The 22,303-nt window shown below is 68.6% G+C and carries 15 protein-coding genes; 7 read left to right on the plus strand and 8 right to left on the minus strand.

The genetic code is table 11. The features are described from left to right. Nucleotides 1–200: 200 nt before the first annotated feature. From ASG27_RS04930 to ASG27_RS04940, 4 genes are all read left to right on the plus strand, one after another. Entirely contained in the window at nt 201–2,330 is a 2,130-nt protein-coding gene (locus ASG27_RS04930) for a TonB-dependent siderophore receptor (protein WP_056411791.1), read from the plus strand. A gap of 131 nt (nt 2,331–2,461) precedes the next feature. After that, complete coding sequence (locus tag ASG27_RS04935; protein WP_056411792.1) at nt 2,462–4,639, plus strand: TonB-dependent siderophore receptor; 2,178 nt, start codon at nt 2,462–2,464, stop codon at nt 4,637–4,639. Nucleotides 4,640–4,859: 220 nt separating this feature from the next. After that, entirely contained in the window at nt 4,860–5,117 is a 258-nt protein-coding gene (locus tag ASG27_RS25745) for a type II toxin-antitoxin system Phd/YefM family antitoxin (RefSeq protein ID WP_082486160.1), read from the plus strand. After that, nucleotides 5,114–5,536 (plus strand): type II toxin-antitoxin system VapC family toxin, encoded by a 423-nt coding sequence (locus ASG27_RS04940; RefSeq protein ID WP_056411793.1) that lies wholly within the window; start codon nt 5,114–5,116, stop codon nt 5,534–5,536. Before ASG27_RS25745 ends, ASG27_RS04940 begins: the two co-directional genes overlap by 4 nt. 183 nt (nt 5,537–5,719) lie before the next feature. Here the strand turns inward: ASG27_RS04940 and ASG27_RS04945 are convergent, their stop codons facing one another. The 5 genes from ASG27_RS04945 to ASG27_RS04965 form a co-directional block, all read right to left on the minus strand. Next, nucleotides 5,720–7,156: an NAD-dependent succinate-semialdehyde dehydrogenase gene (locus ASG27_RS04945; RefSeq protein WP_056411794.1), complete on the minus strand. Its 1,437-nt coding sequence runs from the start codon at nt 7,154–7,156 to the stop codon at nt 5,720–5,722. A 168-nt stretch (nt 7,157–7,324) separates the two neighbouring features. Beyond that, the gene (locus tag ASG27_RS04950; RefSeq protein WP_056411796.1) at nt 7,325–8,842 is read right to left on the minus strand and encodes an efflux transporter outer membrane subunit; all 1,518 of its coding nucleotides are present in this window, start codon (nt 8,840–8,842) and stop codon (nt 7,325–7,327) included. Nucleotides 8,843–8,918: 76 nt separating this feature from the next. Beyond that, nucleotides 8,919–12,152 carry an efflux RND transporter permease subunit gene (locus tag ASG27_RS04955; protein ID WP_056411798.1) on the minus strand — a complete coding sequence of 1,078 codons (3,234 nt, stop codon included), beginning with the start codon at nt 12,150–12,152 and terminating at the stop codon, nt 8,919–8,921. A gap of 34 nt (nt 12,153–12,186) precedes the next feature. Continuing rightward, entirely contained in the window at nt 12,187–13,440 is a 1,254-nt protein-coding gene (locus tag ASG27_RS04960) for an efflux RND transporter periplasmic adaptor subunit (protein ID WP_156370982.1), read from the minus strand. A gap of 476 nt (nt 13,441–13,916) precedes the next feature. After that, complete coding sequence (locus ASG27_RS04965) at nt 13,917–14,801, minus strand: alpha/beta hydrolase (protein ID WP_082486161.1); 885 nt, start codon at nt 14,799–14,801, stop codon at nt 13,917–13,919. Between the two features lie 189 nt (nt 14,802–14,990). Between ASG27_RS04965 and ASG27_RS04970 the strand changes: the two genes are divergently transcribed. Together ASG27_RS04970 and ASG27_RS04975 are read left to right on the plus strand one after the other, a co-directional pair. Beyond that, on the plus strand, nt 14,991–15,908 hold the full coding sequence (locus ASG27_RS04970; RefSeq protein WP_056411800.1) for a LysR family transcriptional regulator: 918 nt from the start codon (nt 14,991–14,993) through the stop codon (nt 15,906–15,908). A gap of 155 nt (nt 15,909–16,063) precedes the next feature. After that, nucleotides 16,064–16,378 carry a VF530 family DNA-binding protein gene (locus ASG27_RS04975; RefSeq protein ID WP_082486162.1) on the plus strand — a complete coding sequence of 105 codons (315 nt, stop codon included), beginning with the start codon at nt 16,064–16,066 and terminating at the stop codon, nt 16,376–16,378. Nucleotides 16,379–16,451: 73 nt separating this feature from the next. Here ASG27_RS04975 and ASG27_RS04980 read toward each other — a convergent pair whose 3' ends face one another. From ASG27_RS04980 to ASG27_RS04990, 3 genes are all read right to left on the minus strand, one after another. After that, nucleotides 16,452–17,411: an alpha-E domain-containing protein gene (locus ASG27_RS04980; RefSeq protein WP_056411801.1), complete on the minus strand. Its 960-nt coding sequence runs from the start codon at nt 17,409–17,411 to the stop codon at nt 16,452–16,454. Between the two features lies 1 nt (nt 17,412). Beyond that, a complete protein-coding gene (locus tag ASG27_RS04985) occupies nt 17,413–18,948 on the minus strand; it encodes a circularly permuted type 2 ATP-grasp protein (protein ID WP_056411804.1) in 1,536 nt (511 codons plus the stop codon). A 91-nt stretch (nt 18,949–19,039) separates the two neighbouring features. Further along, entirely contained in the window at nt 19,040–21,487 is a 2,448-nt protein-coding gene (locus ASG27_RS04990) for a DNA internalization-related competence protein ComEC/Rec2 (RefSeq protein WP_056411806.1), read from the minus strand. A 325-nt stretch (nt 21,488–21,812) separates the two neighbouring features. Between ASG27_RS04990 and ASG27_RS04995 the strand changes: the two genes are divergently transcribed. After that, the gene (locus ASG27_RS04995) at nt 21,813–22,271 is read left to right on the plus strand and encodes a RidA family protein (protein WP_056411808.1); all 459 of its coding nucleotides are present in this window, start codon (nt 21,813–21,815) and stop codon (nt 22,269–22,271) included. The last annotated feature ends 32 nt before the right edge of the window (nt 22,272–22,303 follow it).

Consider the following 22,303-nt stretch of genomic DNA (forward strand, 5'->3'; position numbering starts at 1 on the left):
GGGTGCTTGCCGCAAATCCACCGTTCGCCCTGAGTCTGTCGAAGGGCCCTTCGCAGAAAGCGCCTTGGCTTCGACAGGCTCGGCCCGAACGGACCAGAGCGTGGATGAGGCATGCAGCCAACCCAATCCAATCCGACCCAATCCAATTGCCGCCTACCGCTTGATGGACAAGCGCCAGCAGCTATTAAAACCATAGCATCATGATCCAACCGAACTTTTTGCGCACCGCCGTGGCCCACGCCGCCCTGCTGGCCGTGTGCAGTACAGCCCTGGCACAAACCAGCGCGGCGCCAGACCCTGCCGACCCGCCCGCAGCGGCGCCATCGTTGCGCCAGGTGGATGTGGTCGATTCGACCGCCGGCGCGGCAGCGACATCCGCACGGCGCGCGCAGAGCAGCTCGCGCCTGGGCCTGTCGGTGCTGGAGACGCCCCGCTCGGTCAGCGTGATCGACAACGCGCTGCTGGAGCAGCAGATGGCCACGACCGAGCGCGACGTGCTGCGCAACGCTTCGGGCGTGTCGATGCGCAGCGAGTACTACGGCTCGTACTCGCAGTTCTCCATCCGCGGGCTGTGGGCCAACAACACCTTCAACTTCCTGCGCGACGGCGCCAAGTTCGTCCACCTGCTGGACCCGCCACTGTTCAACATCGAGCGGGTCGAGGTCATCAAGGGCCCCGCCGCGCTGGAGTTCGGCCAGGTCGCGCCCGGCGGCCTCGTCAACTACGTGAGCAAGCGGCCCCAGGCCGAGGCGCTGCGCAACGTGAAGGTCGGCGTGGGCAGCGACGGCTGGCGCAACGCGGAGTTCGACCTCACCGGCCCGCTCAACGCCGACGGCACGCTGCGCTACCGGCTCGATGGCGGCGCCAGCCGGGGCGGCAGCTTCGTGGACGGCAACACCCCGCGCAAGCAGGGCATCGCCGGCAGCCTGGAGTGGCAGATCACGCCCGACACCGTCTGGCGCGCGCAGGCCGAATACCAGGGCATCGACGGCGTCTCCACCGTGGGCCTGGCGGTGCCCGACCCCAAGAACCCGCGCAGTGCCGACGTGCTGCCGGTGGGCGCGTTCTACGGCGAGCCGTGGCTGACCACCGACGGCCGCATGCGCTTTTACTCCACCGAACTGGAGCACCGCTTCACCGATGTGCTGCAGGGCCGCGTGCACCTGTCGCGCAACGAGACGAACCGCAACGTGAACCTGCCCTCGCCCATGGGCCCTGCCGCCAACGGCCGGGTCCCGCGCGGCTACTGGCTGGCACCCGGGCAGGAATACACGTCGGACACCGCGCTGGCCGAGCTGCGCGCCAAGGTGCAGACCGGCCCGGTGCAACACACCCTGCTGGCCGGCATGGACTGGCGCACCATCCAGGGCGTGTACGGCGCGCGCGCCACCGGCAACCTGGGTGCCGTCGACCTGTACAACCCGGTGACGGGCCTCGTGCCGGCGGCAGCGTCCACCGGCGTGTCCCGGCTGTCCTCGGACGCGCGCAACACCGGTGTGTTCCTGCAGGACCGCCTGGTGCTGGGCGACTTCGGCCTGCTGCTGGGCCTGCGCCACGACCGCTTCAAGGACGCGTACTCCACGCCCGTCACCGACCTGAGCAAGACCCAGCCGAGTGCGGCGATCAGCTGGGAGCCGCGCCCTGGCACCATGCTCTACGCGAGCCACGCGCGCTCGTTCCAGGCCAACACCGGCACGCTGCTGTGGGGCGACCGCGGCGCGCCGCCGTCGGAGGGCAAACAGCTGGAAGTGGGCTGGAAGCAGGAATGGCTGGACAAGCGCCTGATGACCACCGTGTCGGCCTTCGAGCTGGAGCTGACCAACGCGCCCGCCACCGACCCGCAGCACGCGGGCTACTCGGTGCTGACCGCGCGCCAGCGCATCCAGGGCGTGGAGCTGGAGCTGCAAGGCCGTATCACCCCCGGCTGGACGGTGACGGCCCAGGCCAGCTTCCAAAACCCCAAGGTGCTGGCCGACACCACCGCCGGGGCCAACGTGGGCAACCGCGTCGCGCTGGCCACGCGCCGCAACGCATCGCTGTGGACGCAGTACCGCCTGCCGCAACTGCCCGGCCTGTGGGTCGGCGGCGGCCTGGTGCACCAGGGCGACAAGTTCACCGCCAACGACAACAAGTGGCGCCTGCCGGGCTTCACCACGGTCGACCTGGCCGTGGGCTACCAGTTCGCAGGCGGCGTGCGGCTGCAGGCCAACCTGAAGAACGCGGGCAACCGCCGCTACTACCTGGACGGCACGGCCACGGCGGCCGGCTTTGGCACCGTGGTGCCCGGCCAGCCGCGCACGGTGCAGGTGTCGCTGGATTACACGTTCTGACGGCAAGCGATTCCCCCACCCCGCCCGACCCACCACCCGCCCGCAGGCCAGCGCTTGCCCACGCAAGCCTGGCGCCTCGGGCCGGACAAGTTTTCAACCATCGGAGAAACAGCACCATGAGATCTGGCACCATGAGATCTGGCACCACCGCCTGCCGCACCGCCATCGCGCAGGCCGCATTGCTCGCCCTGTGCGGCGCCGCCCACGCCCAGCAGGCCGCCACCGAAGGCACGGCCGCGCCCACGGCCGACAAGGCCCTGGCCCCCGTCACCGTGAGTGCGGGCAGCGAACAGGAAAGCCCCACCGCCCCAGTCACCGGCTTCGTCGCCAAACGGGCGCTGAGCGCCACCAAGACCGACACGCCCCTCATCGAAACCCCGCAGGCCATCAGCGTGATCACCCGCGACCAGATCGAGGCGCAGGGCGTGCAGACGCTGCGCCAGGTCACCGCGTACACGGCCGGGGCGGTGTCGAACTACTTCGACAGCCGCGTGGACAGCTTCGCCGCACGCGGCGGCACCGTGTCGCAGTACCAGGACGGCCTGCTGCGCACCTACGGCACCTACAACACCAGCCGGCCCGACCCCTACACGCTGGAGCGGGTGGAGTTTCTGCGCGGGCCGACCTCGGTGCTGTACGGCCAGGGCAGCGTGGGTGGCGTGCTCAACCTCACCAGCAAGCGCCCGCAGGCCGAAACGCAGCGCGAGGTGCAGCTGCAGCTGGGCAACAACGCCCGCAAGCAGATCGCCGCCGACCTGACGGGTGCGCTCGACCAGGACGGTCAGTGGCTCTACCGCCTGGTGGCCGTGGGCCGCGACAGCGGCAGCCAGGTGGACCATGTGGACGACGACCGCCTGGTGTTCGCGCCCTCGCTCACCTGGAAGCCCAACGCCGACACCTCGCTCACGCTGCAGGCCCTGCACCAGAAGGACAAAAGCGGGTCGCTGATCGGCTTCTTCCCGTGGCAGGGCACGCAGCTGGCCAGCCGCTACGGCCAGATCCCGCGCAACACCTTCATCGGCGAGCCGGGCTGGGACGCCTTCGACACCACCAACAACTCCTGGGGCTACCTCTTCAGCCACCGCCTGAACGCGGACTGGACGGTGCGCCAGAACCTGCGCCGCACCGTGAGCGAGGTGGACTACCGCACCATCTACACCAGCTTCACCGCCAACGCCGCCACAGGCCGCCCCGCGCGCCCCGTGTTCAACAGCGACGCCCGCACCGTCGTGCGCGACGCGGTGTGGAACATCAACACCGGCCGCATGCTGCTGATCGACACCCAGCTCGAAGGCAAGCTCAAGACCGGCAGCGCGGACCACACCCTGCTCGCAGGCCTGGACGTGCAGCGCAACCACACCGGCCAGCAGGCCTGGCGCGCCGTGGCACCGGCCATCGACGTGTACAACCCGGTGTACGGCAACTTCACGCCGCCCACCACGGCGCAGCTGGTGCGGCAACCGAACGTGGTGCAAAAGCAGCTGGGCTTTTACCTGCAGGACCAGATCAAGTGGGACCGCTGGACCGCCACGCTGGGCCTTCGCCACGACAGCGCCCAGACCGACACCGTGGGGCGCCCTGCAGCCGCGGTCGATGACAAGGCCTGGACCAAGCGTGCAGGCTTCACCTACCAGATGGACGGCGGCTGGGCACCGTACGCGGGCTATTCCGAGTCCTTCCAGCCGCTGGGCGGCGTGGACGCGTACGGCACGGCCTTCAAGCCACAGCGCGGCGAGCAGTGGGAGGCCGGCGTGAAATGGCAACCCGCCGGCCAGGGCATCAGCGCCTTCGCGGCGGTCTACCAGCTGCGCGAGAAGAACCGCAAGACCAACGACCCCGGCAATCCGCTCAACAGCCTGCAGATCGGCGAAGTCAAGGTGCGGGGGTTCGAAGCCGAAGTGCAGGCCAGCCTGGCCCGCCAGTGGGACTTCACCCTGGGCTACGCCTTCACCGACGCGAAGATCAGCCGCAGCAACGCAGGCGACCAGGGCACCCCCGTGGCCAGCGTGCCCAAGCACACCGCATCGGCCTGGCTGAGCCACCGCTTCGCCAGCGAAGGCCGCGGTGGCTGGACGGTGGGCGCCGGCGTGCGCTACACCGGCTCCCAGTGGAGCGGCACCAGCGCCATCAGCACCCCGGCCGCAACCCTGGCCGATGCGATGGTCGCGTACGACGCCGGCGACTGGCGCGTGGCCTTCAACGTGGTGAACCTGGCGGACAAGGTGCACATCACGCAGTGCCTGGCGCGGGGGGACTGCTTCTATGGGCAGGCGAGGACGTACACGTTGACGTCGACGTACCGGTTCTGAGGATTCGATACATCCCGGTTTGAAATGGCCCCTCACGCAAAACCGGGCCTGCGCGCCCGATGAAAGGGCAGCTGCAGCTATATAAAAGATAGCAAGATGGAAACCCCTGCGCAACCGGCGCGTTGGGGTTTTCTGCTGAAAGACAAAACCCTTTGATTTGACAAGCTTGCTTGGGGTGCTCACAATTAAACCAGTCATCTGACTAGTCTGATTAAATACCATGCACACTTGGCCAGTTCAAGACGCGAAAGCGCGGTTCAGCGAATTTCTCGATGCCTGTCTTACGGAAGGGCCTCAATTGGTGACCCGCAGAGGTGCCGAAGCTGCGGTCCTCGTGCCGGTAGGCGAGTGGCGCCGACTGCAAGCAACTGCGCGACCCTCACTCAAACAACTGCTGCTGTCCGACGAGGCGCGCGGGGACCTGCCGTTGCCCTCGCGCGGCCGCGCGCAGCGACGCTCTGTGGAGCCGTTCGCATGACGCAGGGCTATCTGCTGGACACCAACATAGTGTCCGAGTTGCGCAGGCAGCGGCCTCACGGTGCGGTGGTCGCTTGGCTGCAATCACTGGACGACACGCAACTGTTCCTGTCGGCCGTCACGCTGGGAGAGATCCAGTCCGGCGTCGAGTTGACGCGCGATCAAGCCCCGCAGAAAGCTGCCGATATCGAGTCTTGGCTGGAACGCGTGGCCGAGACCTACAACATTCTGCCCATGGACGCGGCCGCCTTCCGTGCCTGGGCCCGGCTGATGCACCGGAAATCGAACACCTTGTACGAAGACGCCATGATTGCCGCTACGGCGGGCGTGAACGGGCTCACAGTGGCGACGAGGAACGTGGCGGATTTTGCTGCGTTAGGTGTCCAGGTGTTCAACCCTTTCGAAGCGACAGCGAACTAGGCGAAAGGCCGAGGCGCTCGGCACCAGCACCAGCAGCATCGGCTTTGGCGGTGGCTGGTGCGCATATCCTCGATGAAAAAAGCCTGGATATGGCTGCGAAAACTCCGCAACACATACCCAGGCTTCGTGGCAGCACGACGCGGCGCCACAGGGACGCCACCCAGCGAAACTGCGAACGCGCTCCTACACGTTCATGATCGACACGAGGCGCGTGTTCAGATGCGCTTCGATGGCTTCGGGGCCGCCTTCGGAGCCGTAGCCCGAATCTTTGAGGCCGCCGAACGGCAGCTCTGCGGCAGGGGCTGCTGCCTGGTTGATCCAGAGCATGCCCACTTCCAGGCGCTGGGCCAGCAGGTGGGCGTTCTTCAGCGACGTGGTGAAGGCGTAGCCGGCCAGGCCGAACGGCAGGCGATTGGCTTCGGCAATCGCGTCCTCGATCTTCTCGAAGCCGCGCACGGCGGCCACGGGGCCGAAGGGCTCTTCGTTGAAGATGCGGGCCGACAGGGGCACGTCGTTGAGCACCGTGGGCTGGAAGAAGTTGCCTTCGGTGCCGATGCGCTCGCCGCCCGTGGCCACCTGCGCGCCCTGCTGCACGGCGTCGGCCAGCAGGTCGGCCATGGCGGTGATGCGGCGGGGGTTGGCCAGCGGGCCCATCTGCGTACCGGCCGTGAGGCCATCGCCCACCTTCAGGCCCTGCGCGTACTTGGCGAACGCCGCCACGAAGTCGGCGCGGATGCTCTCGTGCACCAGATAGCGGGTGGGGGAGATGCAGACCTGGCCCGCGTTGCGGAACTTGGCGCCGCTGCTGATCTTGATGGCCAGTTCCAGGTCGGCGTCTTGCGCCACGATGACCGGTGCATGGCCGCCCAGCTCCATGGTCACGCGCTTCATGTGCTTGCCGGCGAGGGCCGCCAGCTGCTTGCCCACGGGCGTGGAGCCGGTGAACGTGACCTTGCGGATGATGGGGTGCGGGATCAGATAGTTGGAGATTTCAGCCGGGTCGCCATAGACCAGGCCCACGGTGCCGGCAGGCACACCCGCATCGGCAAACGCGCGGATCAGCTCTGCGGGGCTGGCCGGGGTTTCTTCGGGCGCCTTGACCAGGATGGAGCAGCCTGCGCCCAGCGCGGCGGCGAGCTTGCGCACGACCTGGTTGATGGGGAAGTTCCACGGCGTGAAGGCCGCCACGGGGCCCACGGGGTCCTTGAGCACCATCTGCGTGGCCTTCAGGTTGCGCGAGGGCACGATGCGGCCATACACGCGCAGGGACTCGTCGGCAAACCATTCGATGATGTCGGCCGACGCCATGGTCTCGACCTTGGCTTCGGCCAGGGGCTTGCCTTGCTCCTGCACCATGATGGCGGCGATCGCATCGGCGCGCTCACGCATCAGCGCAGCGGCGCGGCGCATGGTCTTGGCGCGCTCGGCGGCGGGGATGTCGCGCCAGGCTTCGAAGCCCTTTTGCGCAGCGTCCAGGGCGCGGTCCAGGTCGGCCTTGCTGGCATGGGCCACGCGGCCGATTTCCTTGCCGGTGGACGGGTTGAACACGCCGATGGTCTTGCCGTCGGCGGCGTCCTGCCACTGGCCGGCGATGAAGAGTTGGGTACTGGGGTAGCTCATGCAAAGGCTCCTGATGACGAAACGGTGGGACGGAAAGCGCTGGACCTGCCCCGGGGGCCTTGCCGCGCGCGAAACCAGACACTATAGGCGCCAGCGCGGCGCCCCGCAGAAGGAGCGCGGGAACCCCGCCCTGCGGGGCTGGCTATTGGACAGGCACAGCTGCAGAGACTACTGGGACACCGCGGCCAACCTGGCCTGCGCGTCGTCACCCCAGCCCCCACCCAGCGCGCGGATCAGGCCCACCGTGGCCACGTACTGTGCGGTGCGCACCTGCAGCTCCTGGCGGCGGTTGCGCAGTTCGCTGCGGCGCGCGTCCAGCAGCTCCAGCTGGCTCACCAGGCCGTTGCGGTAGCGCGCGTCGGACAGCTGCGTCGCACGGCGTGCGGCCGTCACGGCGCGGGCCTGCGCCTCGGCCTGGCCCGACAGCAGGCGCAGCGAGCTGAGCTGGTCTTCCACGTCGCGGAAGGCGTTGAGCACCTGGCCACGGTGGTCCGCCAGCGCGGCCTCCAGGCGGGCCTTGGCGCCCTGCACCTGCGCATCGCGCTGGCCGCCGTCGAAGATGGGCAGCGACAGCAGCGCGCTCACGCCCCACGCGCGAGCCGACCACTTGAACAGGTCACCGAGCTCGGGCGATGCATGCCCCGCATTGCCGGTGAGCGTGACCGCCGGGAACCACGCGGTCTGCGCCACGCCCACGCGGGCCTGCGCGGCCAGCACGGCGGACTGCGCGGCCGACACGTCGGGGCGCCGCGCCAGCACGGTGCCGGGCACACCGGGCGGGATGACGGGCAAGGCGGCATCGGTGGCCGCCGCCGGCAGCGTGAAGCCGCTGGCCACATCGCCCACCAGCACGGCCAGCGCGTTGGTCAGCAAGGCTTGCTGGCGCTGCAGTGCCAGCGACTCGGACTCGGTGGAAGACACCTCGGCCTGCACGCGGGCCACGTCCAGCTCGGCCACATCGCCGGCCTGCAGGCGGCGCTGCGTGAGGCGCAGGGTGTCCTGGTAGGCAGCCAGGCTCTCGTTCACCAGGATCTGCTCGGCCTGCACCGAGCGCAGCTGCAGGTACGTCTGCGCCACATCGGCCTGCACCAGGAGGCGCGTGCTCTGCAGCAGGGCGTCGCGGGCATCGGCATCCAGGCGCGCGGCATCGCTGGTCTGCGACAGGCGGCCGAACAGGTCCAGTTCATACGATGCGTTGAGGCCTGCCGTGCCCAGCGTGGACGGCGATGAGCTGCCCGTGCTGCTGGCACCGGCCTGGCGCGACACGCCCGCCGACGCGCCGATCTGCACGGACCGTGCTGCGTCGGCCGAGCGCAGCAGCGAGCGCGCTTCGGCCAGCCGCGCAGCCGCCTGCTGGATGCTGGTGTTGGCCGTGCCTGCGCGCTGCACCAGGTCGGCCAGCACCGGGTCTTGAAAGCCCAGCCACCATTCGCCGCGCGGCTGCGCCTCGGCGGGTGGGGCCACGGTCCAGGGTGCGACGGGCAGGGCCGCGCCGCCGGCGCTGAAGCTCTCGGGCACGGCCACGCCGGCATGGGGTGCGGGTGCCACGGGCTGGGTCATGCACCCGGCCAGCACCAGGGCCGCGGCCAGGGGGGCCAGCAGGCTGAGCCTGCGCGAAGGCGCTGGCGCTGCCGCCGTTACCGCGTTGGCGGCATCAGCGTTCTTGTTCGACAAAAAATCCATCATGGTCGGTCTCCTGCCCGCCCTGCTGCCAGGGGCAGCGCGGCGCGGACGGTGGTATTGAAAATGGCCAGGGAGCCCATCACTCGTGCTCTTGGCGGGGCGCTGCCAGCACGGGGTGGGCGCTGCCGCCGCCGTGCGGGTTGTGCGATATGGGCGCCACGTGCGTGCCGTGCTCCACCAGCGGGCGGTTGCCAGCCAGCTTGCGCAGCAGCACGTAGAAGACGGGCGTGAGGAACAGGCCGAAGGCCGTCACCCCAATCATTCCGGAGAACACGGCCACGCCCATGGCGCTGCGCATCTCGGCGCCGGCACCGGTGGAGAGCACCAGGGGCAGCACACCCATCACGAAGGCCAGCGAGGTCATCAGGATGGGGCGCAGCCGCAGGCGGCTGGCCTCGATGGCGGCCTGCACGGGGGTGCGCCCGGCAAACTCCAACTCGCGCGCAAACTCCACGATCAGGATGGCGTTCTTGGCCGACAGCCCCACCAGCACGATGAGCCCGATCTGCGTGAACACGTTGTTGTCGCCCTTGCTCAGCCACACCCCGGTCATGGCCGCCAGGATGCCCATGGGCACGATCAGGATGATGGCAATGGGCAGCGTCAGGCTTTCGTACTGCGCGGCCAGCACCAGGAACACCAGCAGGATGGCCAGCGGGAACACCAGCACGGCGGAGTTGCCGGCCAGGATTTCCTGGTAGGTGAGCTCGGTCCACTCGAAGGTGATGCCCTGGGGCAGCGTCTCTGCGGCAATGCGCTCGATGGCGGCCTGGGCCTGGCCCGACGAGTAGCCGGGTGCAGGGCCGCCGTTGATGTCCGCGGCCAGGTAGCCGTTGTAGCGCATGGCACGCTCGGGGCCGAAGCTCGGCTCCATCTTCATCAGCGCCGACAGAGGCACCATCTCGCCGGTGCCAGAGCGCACCTTGAGCAGGCCCACGTCTTCAGCCCGCGCGCGGTAGGCCGCATCGGCCTGCACGCGCACGCTGTAGGTGCGGCCAAACTGGTTGAAGTCGTTGGCGTACAGGCTGCCCAGGTAGATCTGCAGCGTGTCGAAGATGTCCGTCACCGGCACACCCAGCTGGCGGGCCTTGGTGCGGTCGATGTTGGCGTACAGCTGCGGCACGTTGACCTGCCAGCTGGTGAACAGGCCGGCCAGCTCGGGCGTCTGGTAGGCCTTGGCCATGAAGGCCTTCACGGCGCCGTCCATGGCCTGGAAGCCCAGCGATGCGCGGTCTTCGATCTGCAGCTTGAAACCGCCGGTGGTGCCCAGGCCCGCCACGGGTGGCGGCGGGAACATGGCGATGAACGCATCCTGGATGCTGCCGAACGACTGGTTCAGCTGGCCTGCCACGGCGCCGCCGCTCTGGTCGGCGCGGGTGCGCTCGGCAAAGGGCTTGAGCGTGGCGAACACGATGCCCGAGTTGGAGCTGTTGGTGAAGCCGTTGATCGACAGGCCGGGGAAGGCGATCGCGTCTTCGACGTTGGGGTTCTCCTTCATGATCTCGCCCATGCGGCGGATCACGTTCTCGGTGCGGTCCAGCGTGGCGCCGTCGGGCAGCTGGGCAAAGCCGATCAGGTACTGCTTGTCCTGCGCGGGCACGAAGCCGCCGGGCACGATCTTGAACAGGCCCACCGTGGCACCCACCAGCGCGAGGTAGATCACGAACATCAGTGCCTTGCGGCCGATGACGCGCTTGACGCCGCCGCTGTAGGCCTCGGAGCCGCGGTGGAACAGGCGGTTGAAGCCGCGGAACAGTCCACCCAACACCTTGTCCATGCCGCGCGTGAGCGCGTCCTTGGGCTCGTTGTGGCCCTTGAGCAAAAGTGCCGACAGCGCGGGCGACAGCGTCAGCGAGTTGATCGCCGAGATCACCGTGGAGATCGCGATCGTCACTGCGAACTGCTTGTAGAACTGCCCCGTGAGCCCGCTGATGAAAGCCAGCGGCACGAACACCGCCACCAGCACCAGGGCGATGGCGATGATGGGGCCGGACACTTCCCGCATGGCGCGGTAGGTGGCCTCGCGCGGGGTCAGGCCCGCCTCGATATTGCGCTCGACGTTCTCCACCACCACGATGGCGTCGTCCACCACGATGCCGATGGCCAGCACCAGGCCGAACAGGGAGAGCGCGTTGATCGAAAAACCCAGCAGGTGCAGCACCGCAAACGTGCCCACCACCGACACCGGCACGGCCAGCAGCGGGATGATGGACGCGCGCCAGGTCTGCAGGAACAGGATCACCACCAGTACCACGAGGGCGATGGCTTCTAGCAGCGTGTGGATCACGGACTTGATCGATGCACGCACGAACTGCGTGGGGTCGTACGCAATGCGGTACTCCACGCCTTCGGGCATGTTCTTCTGGATCTCGTCCATGGTCTTGCGCACGTTGGACGAGATGTCCAGCGCGTTGGAGCCCGGCGCCTGGAACACGCCCATGCCCACGGCGGGGTCGTTGTTGAGCAGCGAGCGCAGCGAGTAGTCGGCCGCGCCCAGCTCCAGGCGGGCGATGTCGCGCAGGCGCGTCACGGCGCCGTCCGCACCGGTCTTGACGATGATGTCGCCGAACTCTTCCTCGGTCTGCAGACGGCCCTGGGCGTTGATGGACAACTGCAGGTCCACGCCGGGCAGGCCGGGCGATGCGCCCACCACGCCGGCGGCGGCCTGCACGTTCTGGCCGCGGATGGCGGTCACCACGTCGCTGGCCGACAGGCCGCGCTGCGCGACCTTTTGCGGGTCGAGCCACACACGCATGGAGTAGTCGCCGCCGCCGAAGATCTGCACCTGGCCCACACCGCCGATGCGGGCGAGACGGTCCTTCACATTGAGCACCGCGTAGTTGCGCAGGTAGTCGATGTCGTAGCGGTTGTTGGGCGAGACCAGGTGGACCACCATGGTCAGGTCCGGCGCGCTCTTGACGGTGGTGACGCCCAGGCGGCGCACTTCCTCGGGCAGGCGCGGCTCGGCCTGCGACACGCGGTTTTGCACCAGCTGCTGGGCCTTGTCGGGGTCGGTGCCCAAGGCAAAGGTCACGGTCAGCGTCATGACGCCGTCGGTGGTGGCCTGGCTGCCCATGTAGAGCATGCCTTCCACGCCGTTGATGGATTCCTCCAGCGGCGTGGCCACGGTCTCGGCGATCACCTTGGGGTTGGCGCCCGGGTACTGTGCGCGCACCACCACGGAGGGCGGCGCGACTTCAGGGTATTCGGAGATAGGCAGACCGCGCAATGCGATGAGCCCCCCGAGGAAGATGAGCACCGACAGCACCCCGGCGAAGATGGGGCGGTCGATGAAGAAGCGGGATAGATTCATGGATGCAAATTCCTGGTGTCGCTCTGGCCCGTGCTCACGCGGCAGGCGACTTGGTGTTGTTCTTGGCTTCCTTGCGATCACCCGCAACTTCGGCCTTGGCGGTCATGGGGACGGACTGGGGTGCCACCACGGCACCGGGGCGCACGCGCTGCAGGCCGTTGACGACGATGTTCTCGCCCGCCTTCAGGCCCGACGTGACCACACGCAGGCCGTCGATGGGCGCGCCCAGCGTGACTTCGCGGTACTCGGCCTTGTTGCCTTCGCCCACCACCATCACGAACTTCTTGTTCTGGTCGGTGCCTACGGCACGCTCGTTGATCAGCAGGGCCTGGGTGTCGCGCGCCTGGCCCATGCGGATGCGGGCGAACTGGCCGGGGATGAGTGCGCCGTCTTCGTTGTCGAACACGGCACGCACGCGCACCGTGCCACTCTTGGCGTCCACCTGGTTGTCGATCAACTGCAGGCGGCCGGTGTGCGGCGTGCTGCCCGCGGTGCCAGTGCCCATCTGCACAGGAATGCGCTCGATGAGTTGGCGCGCGCTGTGGCCCCGTTGGCTGCTTTGCAGGTCGGCCAGCGCCTTCACCACGATCTGCTCGTCGGTGTCGAAGCTGGCGTAGATGGGGCTCACCGACACCAGCGTGGTCAGCACCGGGGCGCCGGCGCCGGCGGCCACCAGGTTGCCCACGGTGACTTCGATGCGGCCCACGCGGCCCGCCACGGGTGCACGCACCTGGGTGTAGCCAAGGTTCAGCTTGGCGGTCTGCAGCGCGGCCTGGGCGGCGCGCAGGTTGGCGTCGGCCTCCCGCTGGGCGTTCAGGCGCTCGTCGTGCTCACGCTGGGCAATGGCGCGTTCTTCGAGCAGGCGCGTGGCCCTCTCCATTTCGCTGCGGGTGTAGGACACGCGGGCCTGGGCGGCGACCACCTGGGCTTCGGCGCGGTCGACCTCGGCCGCATACGGCGCGGGGTCCACGGTGACGAGCAGGTCACCCTGCTTGACCAGCGAGCCTTCGCGGAAGTGCACGGCCTGCACGGCACCCGAGACGCGCGGTCGCACGTCCACACGCTGCACGGCCTCGAGGCGGCCGGAGAATTCATCCCACAGGGAGATGTCCTTTTGCACCACGGCAGCGACCGACACCGGCATGGCGGGCGGCGTGGCGCCTTCGCCGTTGGCCTGGGCCGTGGGCGCCTGGAAGACGAGGACCAATGCAGCCACGGCAGCGGTGACGGCGGTGGCGATGGTGGCCAGGCCCAGGGGGCGGTTCTTGGAGAGCGGGTTGGTGGTCATGGTCGTTTCAATCAATCGTTGAGGCGGGCGTTGCAGGCGCGCCAGGGAAGTTGTTGTCTGCGCCACGCGGTGCAGACGCGCAAGAGGCAAAGGTCACGGCGGGATGGACGGGCAGTCTCGGCAATGACACGGTGGAAAGGTCAAGGCCCCGGCCGGCACGCCCGGGGCATCGGCCCGCCTGTGTCACAAGACGCTGCGGCGCAGCGTTCTGTGACCAGCGGGGTGGCTGCAGGCAGCCGTTGAAAAGTGCGTTGTGTTGTTCACGTTGTTATTTCCTCCGTATCGTTGACGTCAGTAGCTCCGCGCGCCGTCCAGCCCCTCACGGGCACGGCGTGCAGAAATGCGCGGGCAAAGCTGTTCCCTCCGGCACGGCGTGCCGGAAAAATCAGCGTTGAAAACCAGGGTTCGGTAGAGAGGCTGCAGTATCGAACCTCAACTTACGTTGAGGTCAACACCTTTTTGCAGCGGGGGGGCGGTCAGGAAGGCACCGGACATCGGGTGGCCTCGAAGAACTGGCGGAACTGCTCCTGCGCACCAGCGGCACAGGGGCATTCGTGCGGGCCTGTCTGCGTTTGCAGCAGGGCATCGGGCCACTGCGCGGCCTTGGCAAACACATGGCAGGTGACCTGGAGCCCGGCAGCTTCCAGCCGGGCGGCATAAGCCACCGCCTCATCGTGCATGGGGTCGGTGTCGCCCACCAGCACCAGCGTGGGCGGCAGGCCCGCCAGGCGGCGCGCTGCACCGGGCACGGCGTAGGGATGGTCGGCATCGCGCGGGCAGCTCAGGAAATTGCGCCACCCTTCGGACCACTTGCAGCCGGTGGCGTCGCCCGTGGCTTCGCGCAGCGACGCCGTGCCCACGCAGGGGTCCAGCATGGGCGACAGCAGGATCTGTCCGGCCAGCGGCGGGTGCGACTGGTCGCGCGCCATCAGGCTCACGGCTGCGGCCAGGTTGCCGCCCGCCTCTTCACCGGCCAGGTACACCAGCGAGCCCTGCCCGCCCAGCTTGGTCCGGTTGCGGTGCACCCACTTGAGGACACTGTAGCCGGTGTCCACCGGCTGGGGGAACGGGGTGAGCGGGTAGGCGACCGACACCACCACAGCGCCCACGCTCTCCAGCAGCGACGCCACGGTGCAGCCATTGTCCAGGTCGCCCGAGGTGAATGCGCCGCCGTGAAAATGCACCACCACCGGAGACACCTTGCCCGTCTTCTTGCGGCCATACATGCGCACGGCCACGTCCTGCCCCGCCGCCACCTCAATGGTGGAATCGGTGCACACGGACGCCGCCTTGGACACCTTGGCAGGTGCGGCGGTCGGCTGCGATGTAGAGGATGGCGAAGACGGTCTGTCGGGCTGCATGGCATGTACCCAGGGAATGGAGGATGGGATAAATGTAGTGGCTCAGGCCCACGGGATAAACAGGCCAAACACCACTGCACTGTTTCCAAAAGCTCAACAATCAAACGGCGGCTTGCGTGTGAGAATTCCTCAGCACCCACTGGTGGGTGCTGCAGTCCGGATTGCAGTTTCAGATTTCAAGGAGAAGCCATGGACCAGATACAGGCCATGCGCATATTCGTGCGGGTGGTGGAGGCCGGCACGTTCACCCGGGCAGCGGATTCGCTTTCGCTGCCCAAGGCCACGGTCACCAAGCATGTACAGGCGCTGGAGGAGCGCCTGCGCGTGAAACTGCTCAACCGCACCACCCGCCGCGTGACGGTGACGCCCGACGGCGCCGCCTACTACGACCGGACGGTGCGCCTGCTGACCGACCTGGACGACATCGAGGCCAGCATGACCAACGCGCGCGCCAACCCGCGCGGGCGCTTGCGCATCGACGTGGGGACGTCGGTGGCGCAGTTGCTGCTGATCCCGCACCTGGCGGAGTTCCACGAACGCTACCCGGACATCCAGCTCGACCTGGGGGTGAGCGACCGCATCGTGGACCTGATCGGCGACAACGTGGACTGCGTGATCCGCGGCGGCGAGCTGAGCGACCAGTCGCTGGTGGCGCGGCGCATCGGCAATCTCGAATTCATCACCGTGGCATCGCCCGACTACCTGGCGCGCAAGGGCACGCCCGCGCACCCGCTGGAGATCGAGGAAAAGCACACCAGCCTGCTGTACTTCTCGCCGCACTCGGGGCGGCACTACCCGCTGGAGTTCCGCAAGGACGCCGAGTCCATCGACATCTCCGGCCCCTACCAGCTGAGCGTGAACGAAGCCAATGCGTATGTGACGTCGCTGGTGGCGGGGCTGGGCATCGGGCAGATCACGAGCTTTCAGGCCGAGAGCCACCTGCAGGGCGGCACGCTGGTGCAAGTGCTGCCCGAATGGACGCAGCCCCTGCTGCCGGTGTATGTGGTGTACCCGCCCAACCGCCATTTGAGCGCCAAGGTGCGCGCCTTTGTCGACTGGGCGGCCGAGCTGTTCCAGCGCGAAGCCCAGATGCAGCGCAAGGGGTAGACCCGCCTGCGCCGGCCTGCGGGCTGGGTGCCGCAGTACCCGGCGCCTGAAGGGGCTCCACCGGCCAGCGGGCCCACCGGCTCCCATGCCGCGATGGCACGCCACCAGCCCGCTCCCAGGCGCTGCGGGCATCTGCGGTCTGTATGCTTCAGGGGATGAGCATTTCTGAGACCCCACCGCCCGCCACGCCGGGAACCCCGGCACCCGACGAAGCCCCCGCCCCGGTTGCCAAGCCCGTCCAGCCCCGCAACCCGCTGCACGGCGTGACGCTGGAGGCCATGGTGGTGGCCCTGGCGGACTATTTTGGCTGGGATGAACTGGGCCAGCGCATTCCCATCCGCTGCTTCCAGAGCGACCCCAGCGTGGGATCGAGCCTCAAGTTCCTGCGCAAGACGCCCTGGGCGCGCGAAAAGGTCGAAAGCCTGTACCTCTTCATGCTGCGGGATCAAAAGCGCAACAACGAGGGCTGAGCCGGAGGGTTGCCGGCCTGCCGCGCCGGCAAAGCCACGGCGGCCAGCCCCCTCCCCTGGCCTGCCTTGACCGTCAGTCGCCCGCCGCCACCAGGAAGTCGCGGCTGATGCCCCCGCCCAGGTCGTTGACCCGGTCGAGGAACTGCGTGAGGAACGCATGCAGGCCCGTCGACAGGATCTCGTCGATGCGCCCGTACTGCAGGTCGGCCAGCAGGCGGCCCGCGCGGCGCTGGGTTTCGGCCGACTGCTGGTTGGCCACCACGCTGAGGTTGTCCACCACCTCGCGCATGCAGGCGTGCAGGGACCTGGGCATGTCGCGGCGCAGCACCAGCAGGTCGGCCACACGGCCCGGGGTGATCACGTCGCGGTAGACCTTGCGGTACACCTCGAACGCCGAGACGCTGCGCAGGATGGAGCTCCAGTGGTAGAAGTCGGCCTCCTGGTTGCGCTCGCTTGCGCGGCCGAAGAAGTCGTTTTCCACCGCGTGGAACTTCACGTCCAGCAGCCGCGCCGTGTTGTCGGCGCGCTCGAGGAAGGTGCCCAGCCGCAGGAAGTGAAAGGCCTCGTCCTGCAGCATGGTGCCCAGCGTCACGCCGCGCGACAGGTGCGAGCGGTATTTCACCCACTCGAAGAACTGGCCGGGCTCACGCTCGAAGGCGCCGCTTTCCAGCACGCGGTGCAGCTCCAGCCAGGTCTGGTTCTGCGTCTCCCACACCTCGGTGGTGAGCGCCCCGCGCACGGCCCGCGCGTTTTCGCGCGCAGCGCGCAGGCACGACAGGATGGACGACGGGTTCTCGCCATCGCGCACCATGAATTCCAGCACGTTGTGGGGCGTGACCTTGCCATGTTTGGCGGTGTAGGCGGGAATCAGCTCGCTGATGGACAGCAGGCCTTCCCAACCCTCCTGCACCACGTCGGCAGACTGGGGCAGGAGCGAGGTCTCGTAGCTCACATTGAGCATCCGGGCGGTGTTCTCCGCCCGCTCGGTGTATCGAGACATCCAGAACAGGTGATCGGCAGTGCGGCTCAGCATCTCAAAATCCTCCCTGTGTTTGTGTCATCCCATCCATCGACTGCGACTGCGATTGCGACAGGGTCTCCGGCCGCGGCGCTGCTGCGGCGGCGTGTTCGCCCAGGACCCAGGTGTCCTTGGTGCCGCCGCCCTGTGATGAATTGACGACCAGAGACCCCTCCTTCAGCGCCACGCGCGTGAGGCCGCCCGCGGCCATCTGCACCTCGCGGCCGCTGAGCACGAAGGGGCGCAGGTCGATATGGCGCGGCGCGATGCCGGCGTCCACATAGGTCGGGCAGCTCGACAGGCTGAGCGTGGGCTGCGCGATGTAGCCGGCCGGGTTGGCCAGCAGCGCGCGGCGAAAGTCCTCGATCTCGGCCTGCGTGGCCGCGGGGCCGATGAGCATGCCGTAGCCGCCGGCGCCGTGCACTTCCTTGACCACGAGGTCCTTCAGGTTGGCCAGCACGTGCTGCAGGTCGTCCTGCTTGCGGCACATCCAGGTGGGCACGTTCTTGAGGATGGGTTCCTCGCCCAGGTAGAAGCGGATCATCTCGGGCACGTAGGGGTAGACGGACTTGTCGTCGGCCACGCCGGTGCCCACTGCGTTGCAGATGCCCACGTTGCCGGCGCGGTACGCCTCCATCAGGCCGTAGCAGCCCAGCGTGGAGTTGCGGCGGAACACCTGCGGGTCGAGGAAGTCGTCGTCCACGCGGCGGTAGATCACGTCCACCCGCTGCAGGCCGCGCGTGGTGCGCATGTAGACGAACTTGTCCTTGACCACCAGGTCCTGCCCTTCGACCAGCTCCACGCCCATCTGCTGCGCCAGGAAGGCGTGTTCGAAGTACGCGCTGTTGTGCATGCCGGGCGTGAGCACCACCACCGTCGGCTCGTCGGCCGCCGCGGGCGCGCTGGCGAGCAGGGTCTCGAGCAGCATGTCGGGGTAGTGGGCCACCGGCGCCACCTTGTGCAGGCTGAACAGCTCGGGAAAGAGCCGCATCATCATCTTGCGGTTTTCGAGCATGTAGCTCACGCCGCTGGGCACGCGCAGGTTGTCTTCGAGCACGTAGTACTCGCCCTCGCCCTGCGCGTTGGGGGCGCGCACGATGTCGATGCCGGCGATGTGCGCGTAGATGTTCTGCGGCACGTGGAGCCCGGCCATCTCGGGCCGGTACTGGGCGTTGTTGACGATGAGGTCCTGGGGCACGATGCCGGCGCGGATGATGTCCTGGCCGTGGTACACGTCGTGGATGAACCGGTTGAGCGCGGTGACCCGCTGCACCAGCCCCAGCTGCATGCGGCTCCACTCGTGGGCCGGGATGATGCGGGGGATCAGGTCGAACGGGATCAGCCGCTCGTTGCCGGCGCCGCCCTCGTCCTTGGCGCCGTAGACGGCGAAGGTGATGCCCACGCGGCGAAAGATCATCTCTGCCTCGGCCCGGCGGGCCTGCATCACGTCAGGGGGCTGTTTGCTCAACCACTGCGCATAGCGCTTGTAGTGTTCCCGCACATCGCTGCCCTCAAACGGCAGCATGGCGTACATCTCATCAAATTTCTGCATGAACGGGCCTCCTGCACGCAGGATAGCAAGTTGTGAGCCCACCTCCGGCCTGGTGGCCCCTTGGCGCGGCCTGCGCTTGCAAAAAGTCCGCTCAACCGGGTCGCGGCGCCATATCGTGCTGCCAGTAATGCCTGGCACCGTCGCGTTCGCAGCCGACTTCGTCCGGCCGCGCCGATGACCAGGTGGCGGCGCCGCACCGGGCGGACTCCACCATGCGGATGCCTCGCGCGCGGTAGCGCTCGAACACATCGGGCGCCGGATGGCCGAAACGGTTGCGGTAGCCGGCCTGCACCAAAGCGGTGCGAGGCTGGACAGCCTCCAGAAACGCGGCGGTGGACGACGTCTTGCTGCCATGGTGCGGCACCAGCAGCACGTCCGCCCGCACCGGGGCACCGCGCGCCAGCAGCGCCTGCTCCTGCGGCGCTTCGATGTCGCCGACGAGCAGGGCGACCGGCGGGTCTGGCCTTGCCCCCTGCCCCGCCGCCGTGACACGCAGCACGCAGCTCAGTGCATTGGGGCGGCGGGCCTGCGCGGCATCGCCGTCTTGCGGGTGCAGCACCTCGAAGGCCACGCCATCCCAGGTCCACCGCTGGCCCTGCAGGCAGGGCTTGACCGGGCGCAGCGCCTGCAGCGCGTGGTCGGCTTCGATGGAGCCGGTGAGCTCGGCCTGCGGCTGCTGCGCGAGCACGGCAGCTGCGCCACCCGTGTGGTCGATGTCGCGGTGGCTGAGCATGAGCACGTCCACCCGCTCGCCCAGCGCGCGCAGCAGAGGCACCAGCACGCGGTGGCCGGCATCGCTCTCACGGCTGAAGCGCGGGCCCGCGTCGTACAGCAGCGTGTGCGTGGCCGTGCGCACCAGCACCGCATTGCCCTGGCCGATGTCTGCCGCCAACAGCTCGAACTGGCCCGCCGCCGGCCGCGCCGGCTGCCACGCCAGCAACGGCCACAGCAGGGGCAGCGCCAGCAACCGCAGCCGCCAGGGCAACCGGGTGGCCAGCAACGCGCCGCCCGCCACGGCCGCCACGCCCGCCCAGAGAGGCGCCACAGGCAGAAAGACCACCGCCCAGGGCCACTGCGCCAGCCACTGCAGCAAGGCGGCCAGCGGCTGCAAGGCCAGCGCCGCCAGGCTCCACAGCGGCGCCCACAGCACGCCGCCCAGCGCCAGCGGGGTGACCACCAGCGTGACCCAGGGGATGGCCACCAGATTGGCCGCAAAGCCGACCAGCGACACCTGGCCGAACAGCAGCACACCCAGCGGTGTGAGGGCCAGCGTCACCACCCATTGCTCGCGCAACAACGAACGAAAATGCCCTCCACCGCTCGATCCATGAGCGCCAGCAGCTATCGAATTAGTAGCAAACAGCACACCGACCGCCACGAAGCTCAGCCAGAAGCCCGCCTGCGCCAGCGCCCACGGGTCGGCCACCACCACGGCGGCGCAGGCCAGGAGCCACACCTGCGGCCACGGCCACCGCCGGCCGCTGAGCTGCAGCAGCGCGATGGCCGCCAGCATGATCACCGTGCGCTGGGCCGGCACGCCCCAGCCGCTGAACAGCGCGTAGCCAGCCGCCAGCAGCACGCCCGCAGCCAGCGCCACCGACTGCGCCGGGGCCCGCAGGCACAGCCGGGTGGAACGGCGCCACAGCGCACGCACGGCCAATGCCGCCAGCCACGCGAAGAGCGTGATGTGAAGCCCCGAGATGCTCATCAGGTGCGCCACGCCTGTGGCGCGGAACACGTCCCAGTCGGCGCGGTCGATGGCGCGCTGATCGCCTGTCACCAGCGCCGCCACCACCCCGGCGATGCGGGCACGTGTCGGGTCGTCGCTGTGCCCATCGTGCACCAGCCGCTCGATGATGGCGTCGCGCACCGCCTGCCGTGCGCGCTCCACGGGGTGCTGCCAGGTCGAACCGAGCAGCACCGGCGCCTCGTCCTTGGGACCGGCGCGCACATAGCCGGTGGCCTGCACGCCCTGCTCCCACATCCAGAGTTCGTAGTCAAACCCGTGGGGGTTGCGCAGGCCGTGCGGCGCTTTCAACCGCACGGTCAGGTCCCAGCGCTCGCCGGCACGCAGGGCGGGCGGCGGGCGCTGCAGGTCGGCCACGCCCGCCGCATCGCGAAAGGCGCCGCCGTACCACGCGACCTCGATGCGCGGCGGCAACTGCACGGGCGCGCCCTGCAGCAGCGCGGTCTCCACATCCAGGCGCAGGCGGGTGCCTGCCTCATTGCTTTGGGGCATGGCGGCCACCATGCCGGTGACGCGGATGTCGCGCCCTTCCAGCTGCGGCGACAGCGCCTGGCCCAGGTAGTCGGCAGACCGCAGGCCGCTGCTGCCGAACAGGGCGAGCCCACCGGCCGCAGCGGCCAGTGCCATGGCGGCGATGGGCATCCACCCAAGGTCCGCCGCCCTTGTGCGGCCCACAGCCCATGCTGCCAGCGCAAGAACACACGCAGCCACCAGCAGGCCGGCGTACGCGGTGGCGCGCCACAGCGCAGGTTGCTGCAGTTGCAGCGCAGCGCCCGCCACGGCGCCCAGCATCAGGGCGGGCAACAGCCAGGGCCGGGGTGGGCGTGCAGCCTGTGCGGTGGGCCTTGCGGCCAGCTGTGCCCCCACGCCACCGTCTTGCGCCATGCCGCCGGCCCGAGGTGACGGCCGGGCCGGAACGGCATTAGAAGCGCTTATGTGGGGCATGGGCTGATGCTAATGCGCAGGCAGCGCGCCGCGCCGGTGGCAAGCACAGCGGGCTGTGTAACACTCGCGGCCACCCGGGCGCTGTCTGCCGGCCGCAACGCCACGCAAGCGCATGCACCTGCGCTCGCACGCACGCCCCGACATCCACCCCTTTGATCATCAAGGAACCACCATGAGCGTTTACGACAAGCTGACAGAACTCAACATCACCCTGCCACCGGTGTCGGTGCCCGCCGCAGCCTACGTGCCGTTCGTGCAGACCGGCAATCTGGTGTTCCTGTCGGGCCACATCGCCCGCAAGGACGGCAAGCCCTGGGCTGCGCAGTTCGGCCGCGACATCGGCACCGAAGAAGGCAAAACGGCCGCACGCGCGGTGGCCATCGACCTCATGGGCACGCTGCAGGCCGCCTGCGGCGGCGACCTGAACCGGGTCAAGCGCATCGTCAAGCTCATGAGCCTGGTGAACTCCACCGGCGACTTCACCGAGCAGCACCTGGTGACCAATGGCGCCAGCGAACTGCTGGGCCAGGTGTTTGGCGACAAGGGCGTGCACGCACGCAGCGCGTTCGGCGTGGCGCAGATCCCGATGGGTGCCTGCGTCGAGATCGAGCTGATCGCTGAATTGGTCTGATGACTGCCCAGGCCTCGGAGTTCAAGAGCCCC

Origin of the sequence: Acidovorax sp. Leaf191 (genome assembly GCF_001424425.1) — a bacterium.
In the GTDB taxonomy this organism is placed as follows: Bacteria; Pseudomonadota; Gammaproteobacteria; order Burkholderiales; family Burkholderiaceae_C; genus Acidovorax.

Bases quoted from the DNA above. Each gene is read 5' to 3' on its own strand.
- ASG27_RS04940 (WP_056411793.1), top strand. From the start codon at position 5,114: ATGACGCAGGGCTATCTGCTGGACACCAACATAGTGTCCGAGTTGCGC.
- ASG27_RS04985 (WP_056411804.1), bottom strand. From the start codon at position 18,948: ATGCAGAAATTTGATGAGATGTACGCCATGCTGCCGTTTGAGGGCAGC.
- ASG27_RS04945 (WP_056411794.1), bottom strand. From the start codon at position 7,156: ATGAGCTACCCCAGTACCCAACTCTTCATCGCCGGCCAGTGGCAGGAC.
- ASG27_RS04960 (WP_156370982.1), bottom strand. From the start codon at position 13,440: ATGACCACCAACCCGCTCTCCAAGAACCGCCCCCTGGGCCTGGCCACC.
- ASG27_RS04995 (WP_056411808.1), top strand. From the start codon at position 21,813: ATGAGCGTTTACGACAAGCTGACAGAACTCAACATCACCCTGCCACCG.
- ASG27_RS04955 (WP_056411798.1), bottom strand. From the start codon at position 12,152: ATGAATCTATCCCGCTTCTTCATCGACCGCCCCATCTTCGCCGGGGTG.
- ASG27_RS04980 (WP_056411801.1), bottom strand. From the start codon at position 17,411: ATGCTGAGCCGCACTGCCGATCACCTGTTCTGGATGTCTCGATACACC.
- ASG27_RS04965 (WP_082486161.1), bottom strand. From the start codon at position 14,801: ATGCAGCCCGACAGACCGTCTTCGCCATCCTCTACATCGCAGCCGACC.
- ASG27_RS04975 (WP_082486162.1), top strand. From the start codon at position 16,064: ATGAGCATTTCTGAGACCCCACCGCCCGCCACGCCGGGAACCCCGGCA.
- ASG27_RS04950 (WP_056411796.1), bottom strand. From the start codon at position 8,842: ATGATGGATTTTTTGTCGAACAAGAACGCTGATGCCGCCAACGCGGTA.
- ASG27_RS04930 (WP_056411791.1), top strand. From the start codon at position 201: ATGATCCAACCGAACTTTTTGCGCACCGCCGTGGCCCACGCCGCCCTG.
- ASG27_RS04970 (WP_056411800.1), top strand. From the start codon at position 14,991: ATGGACCAGATACAGGCCATGCGCATATTCGTGCGGGTGGTGGAGGCC.
- ASG27_RS04935 (WP_056411792.1), top strand. From the start codon at position 2,462: ATGAGATCTGGCACCACCGCCTGCCGCACCGCCATCGCGCAGGCCGCA.
- ASG27_RS04990 (WP_056411806.1), bottom strand. From the start codon at position 21,487: ATGCTGGGCGCCGTGGCGGGCGCTGCGCTGCAACTGCAGCAACCTGCG.
- ASG27_RS25745 (WP_082486160.1), top strand. From the start codon at position 4,860: ATGCACACTTGGCCAGTTCAAGACGCGAAAGCGCGGTTCAGCGAATTT.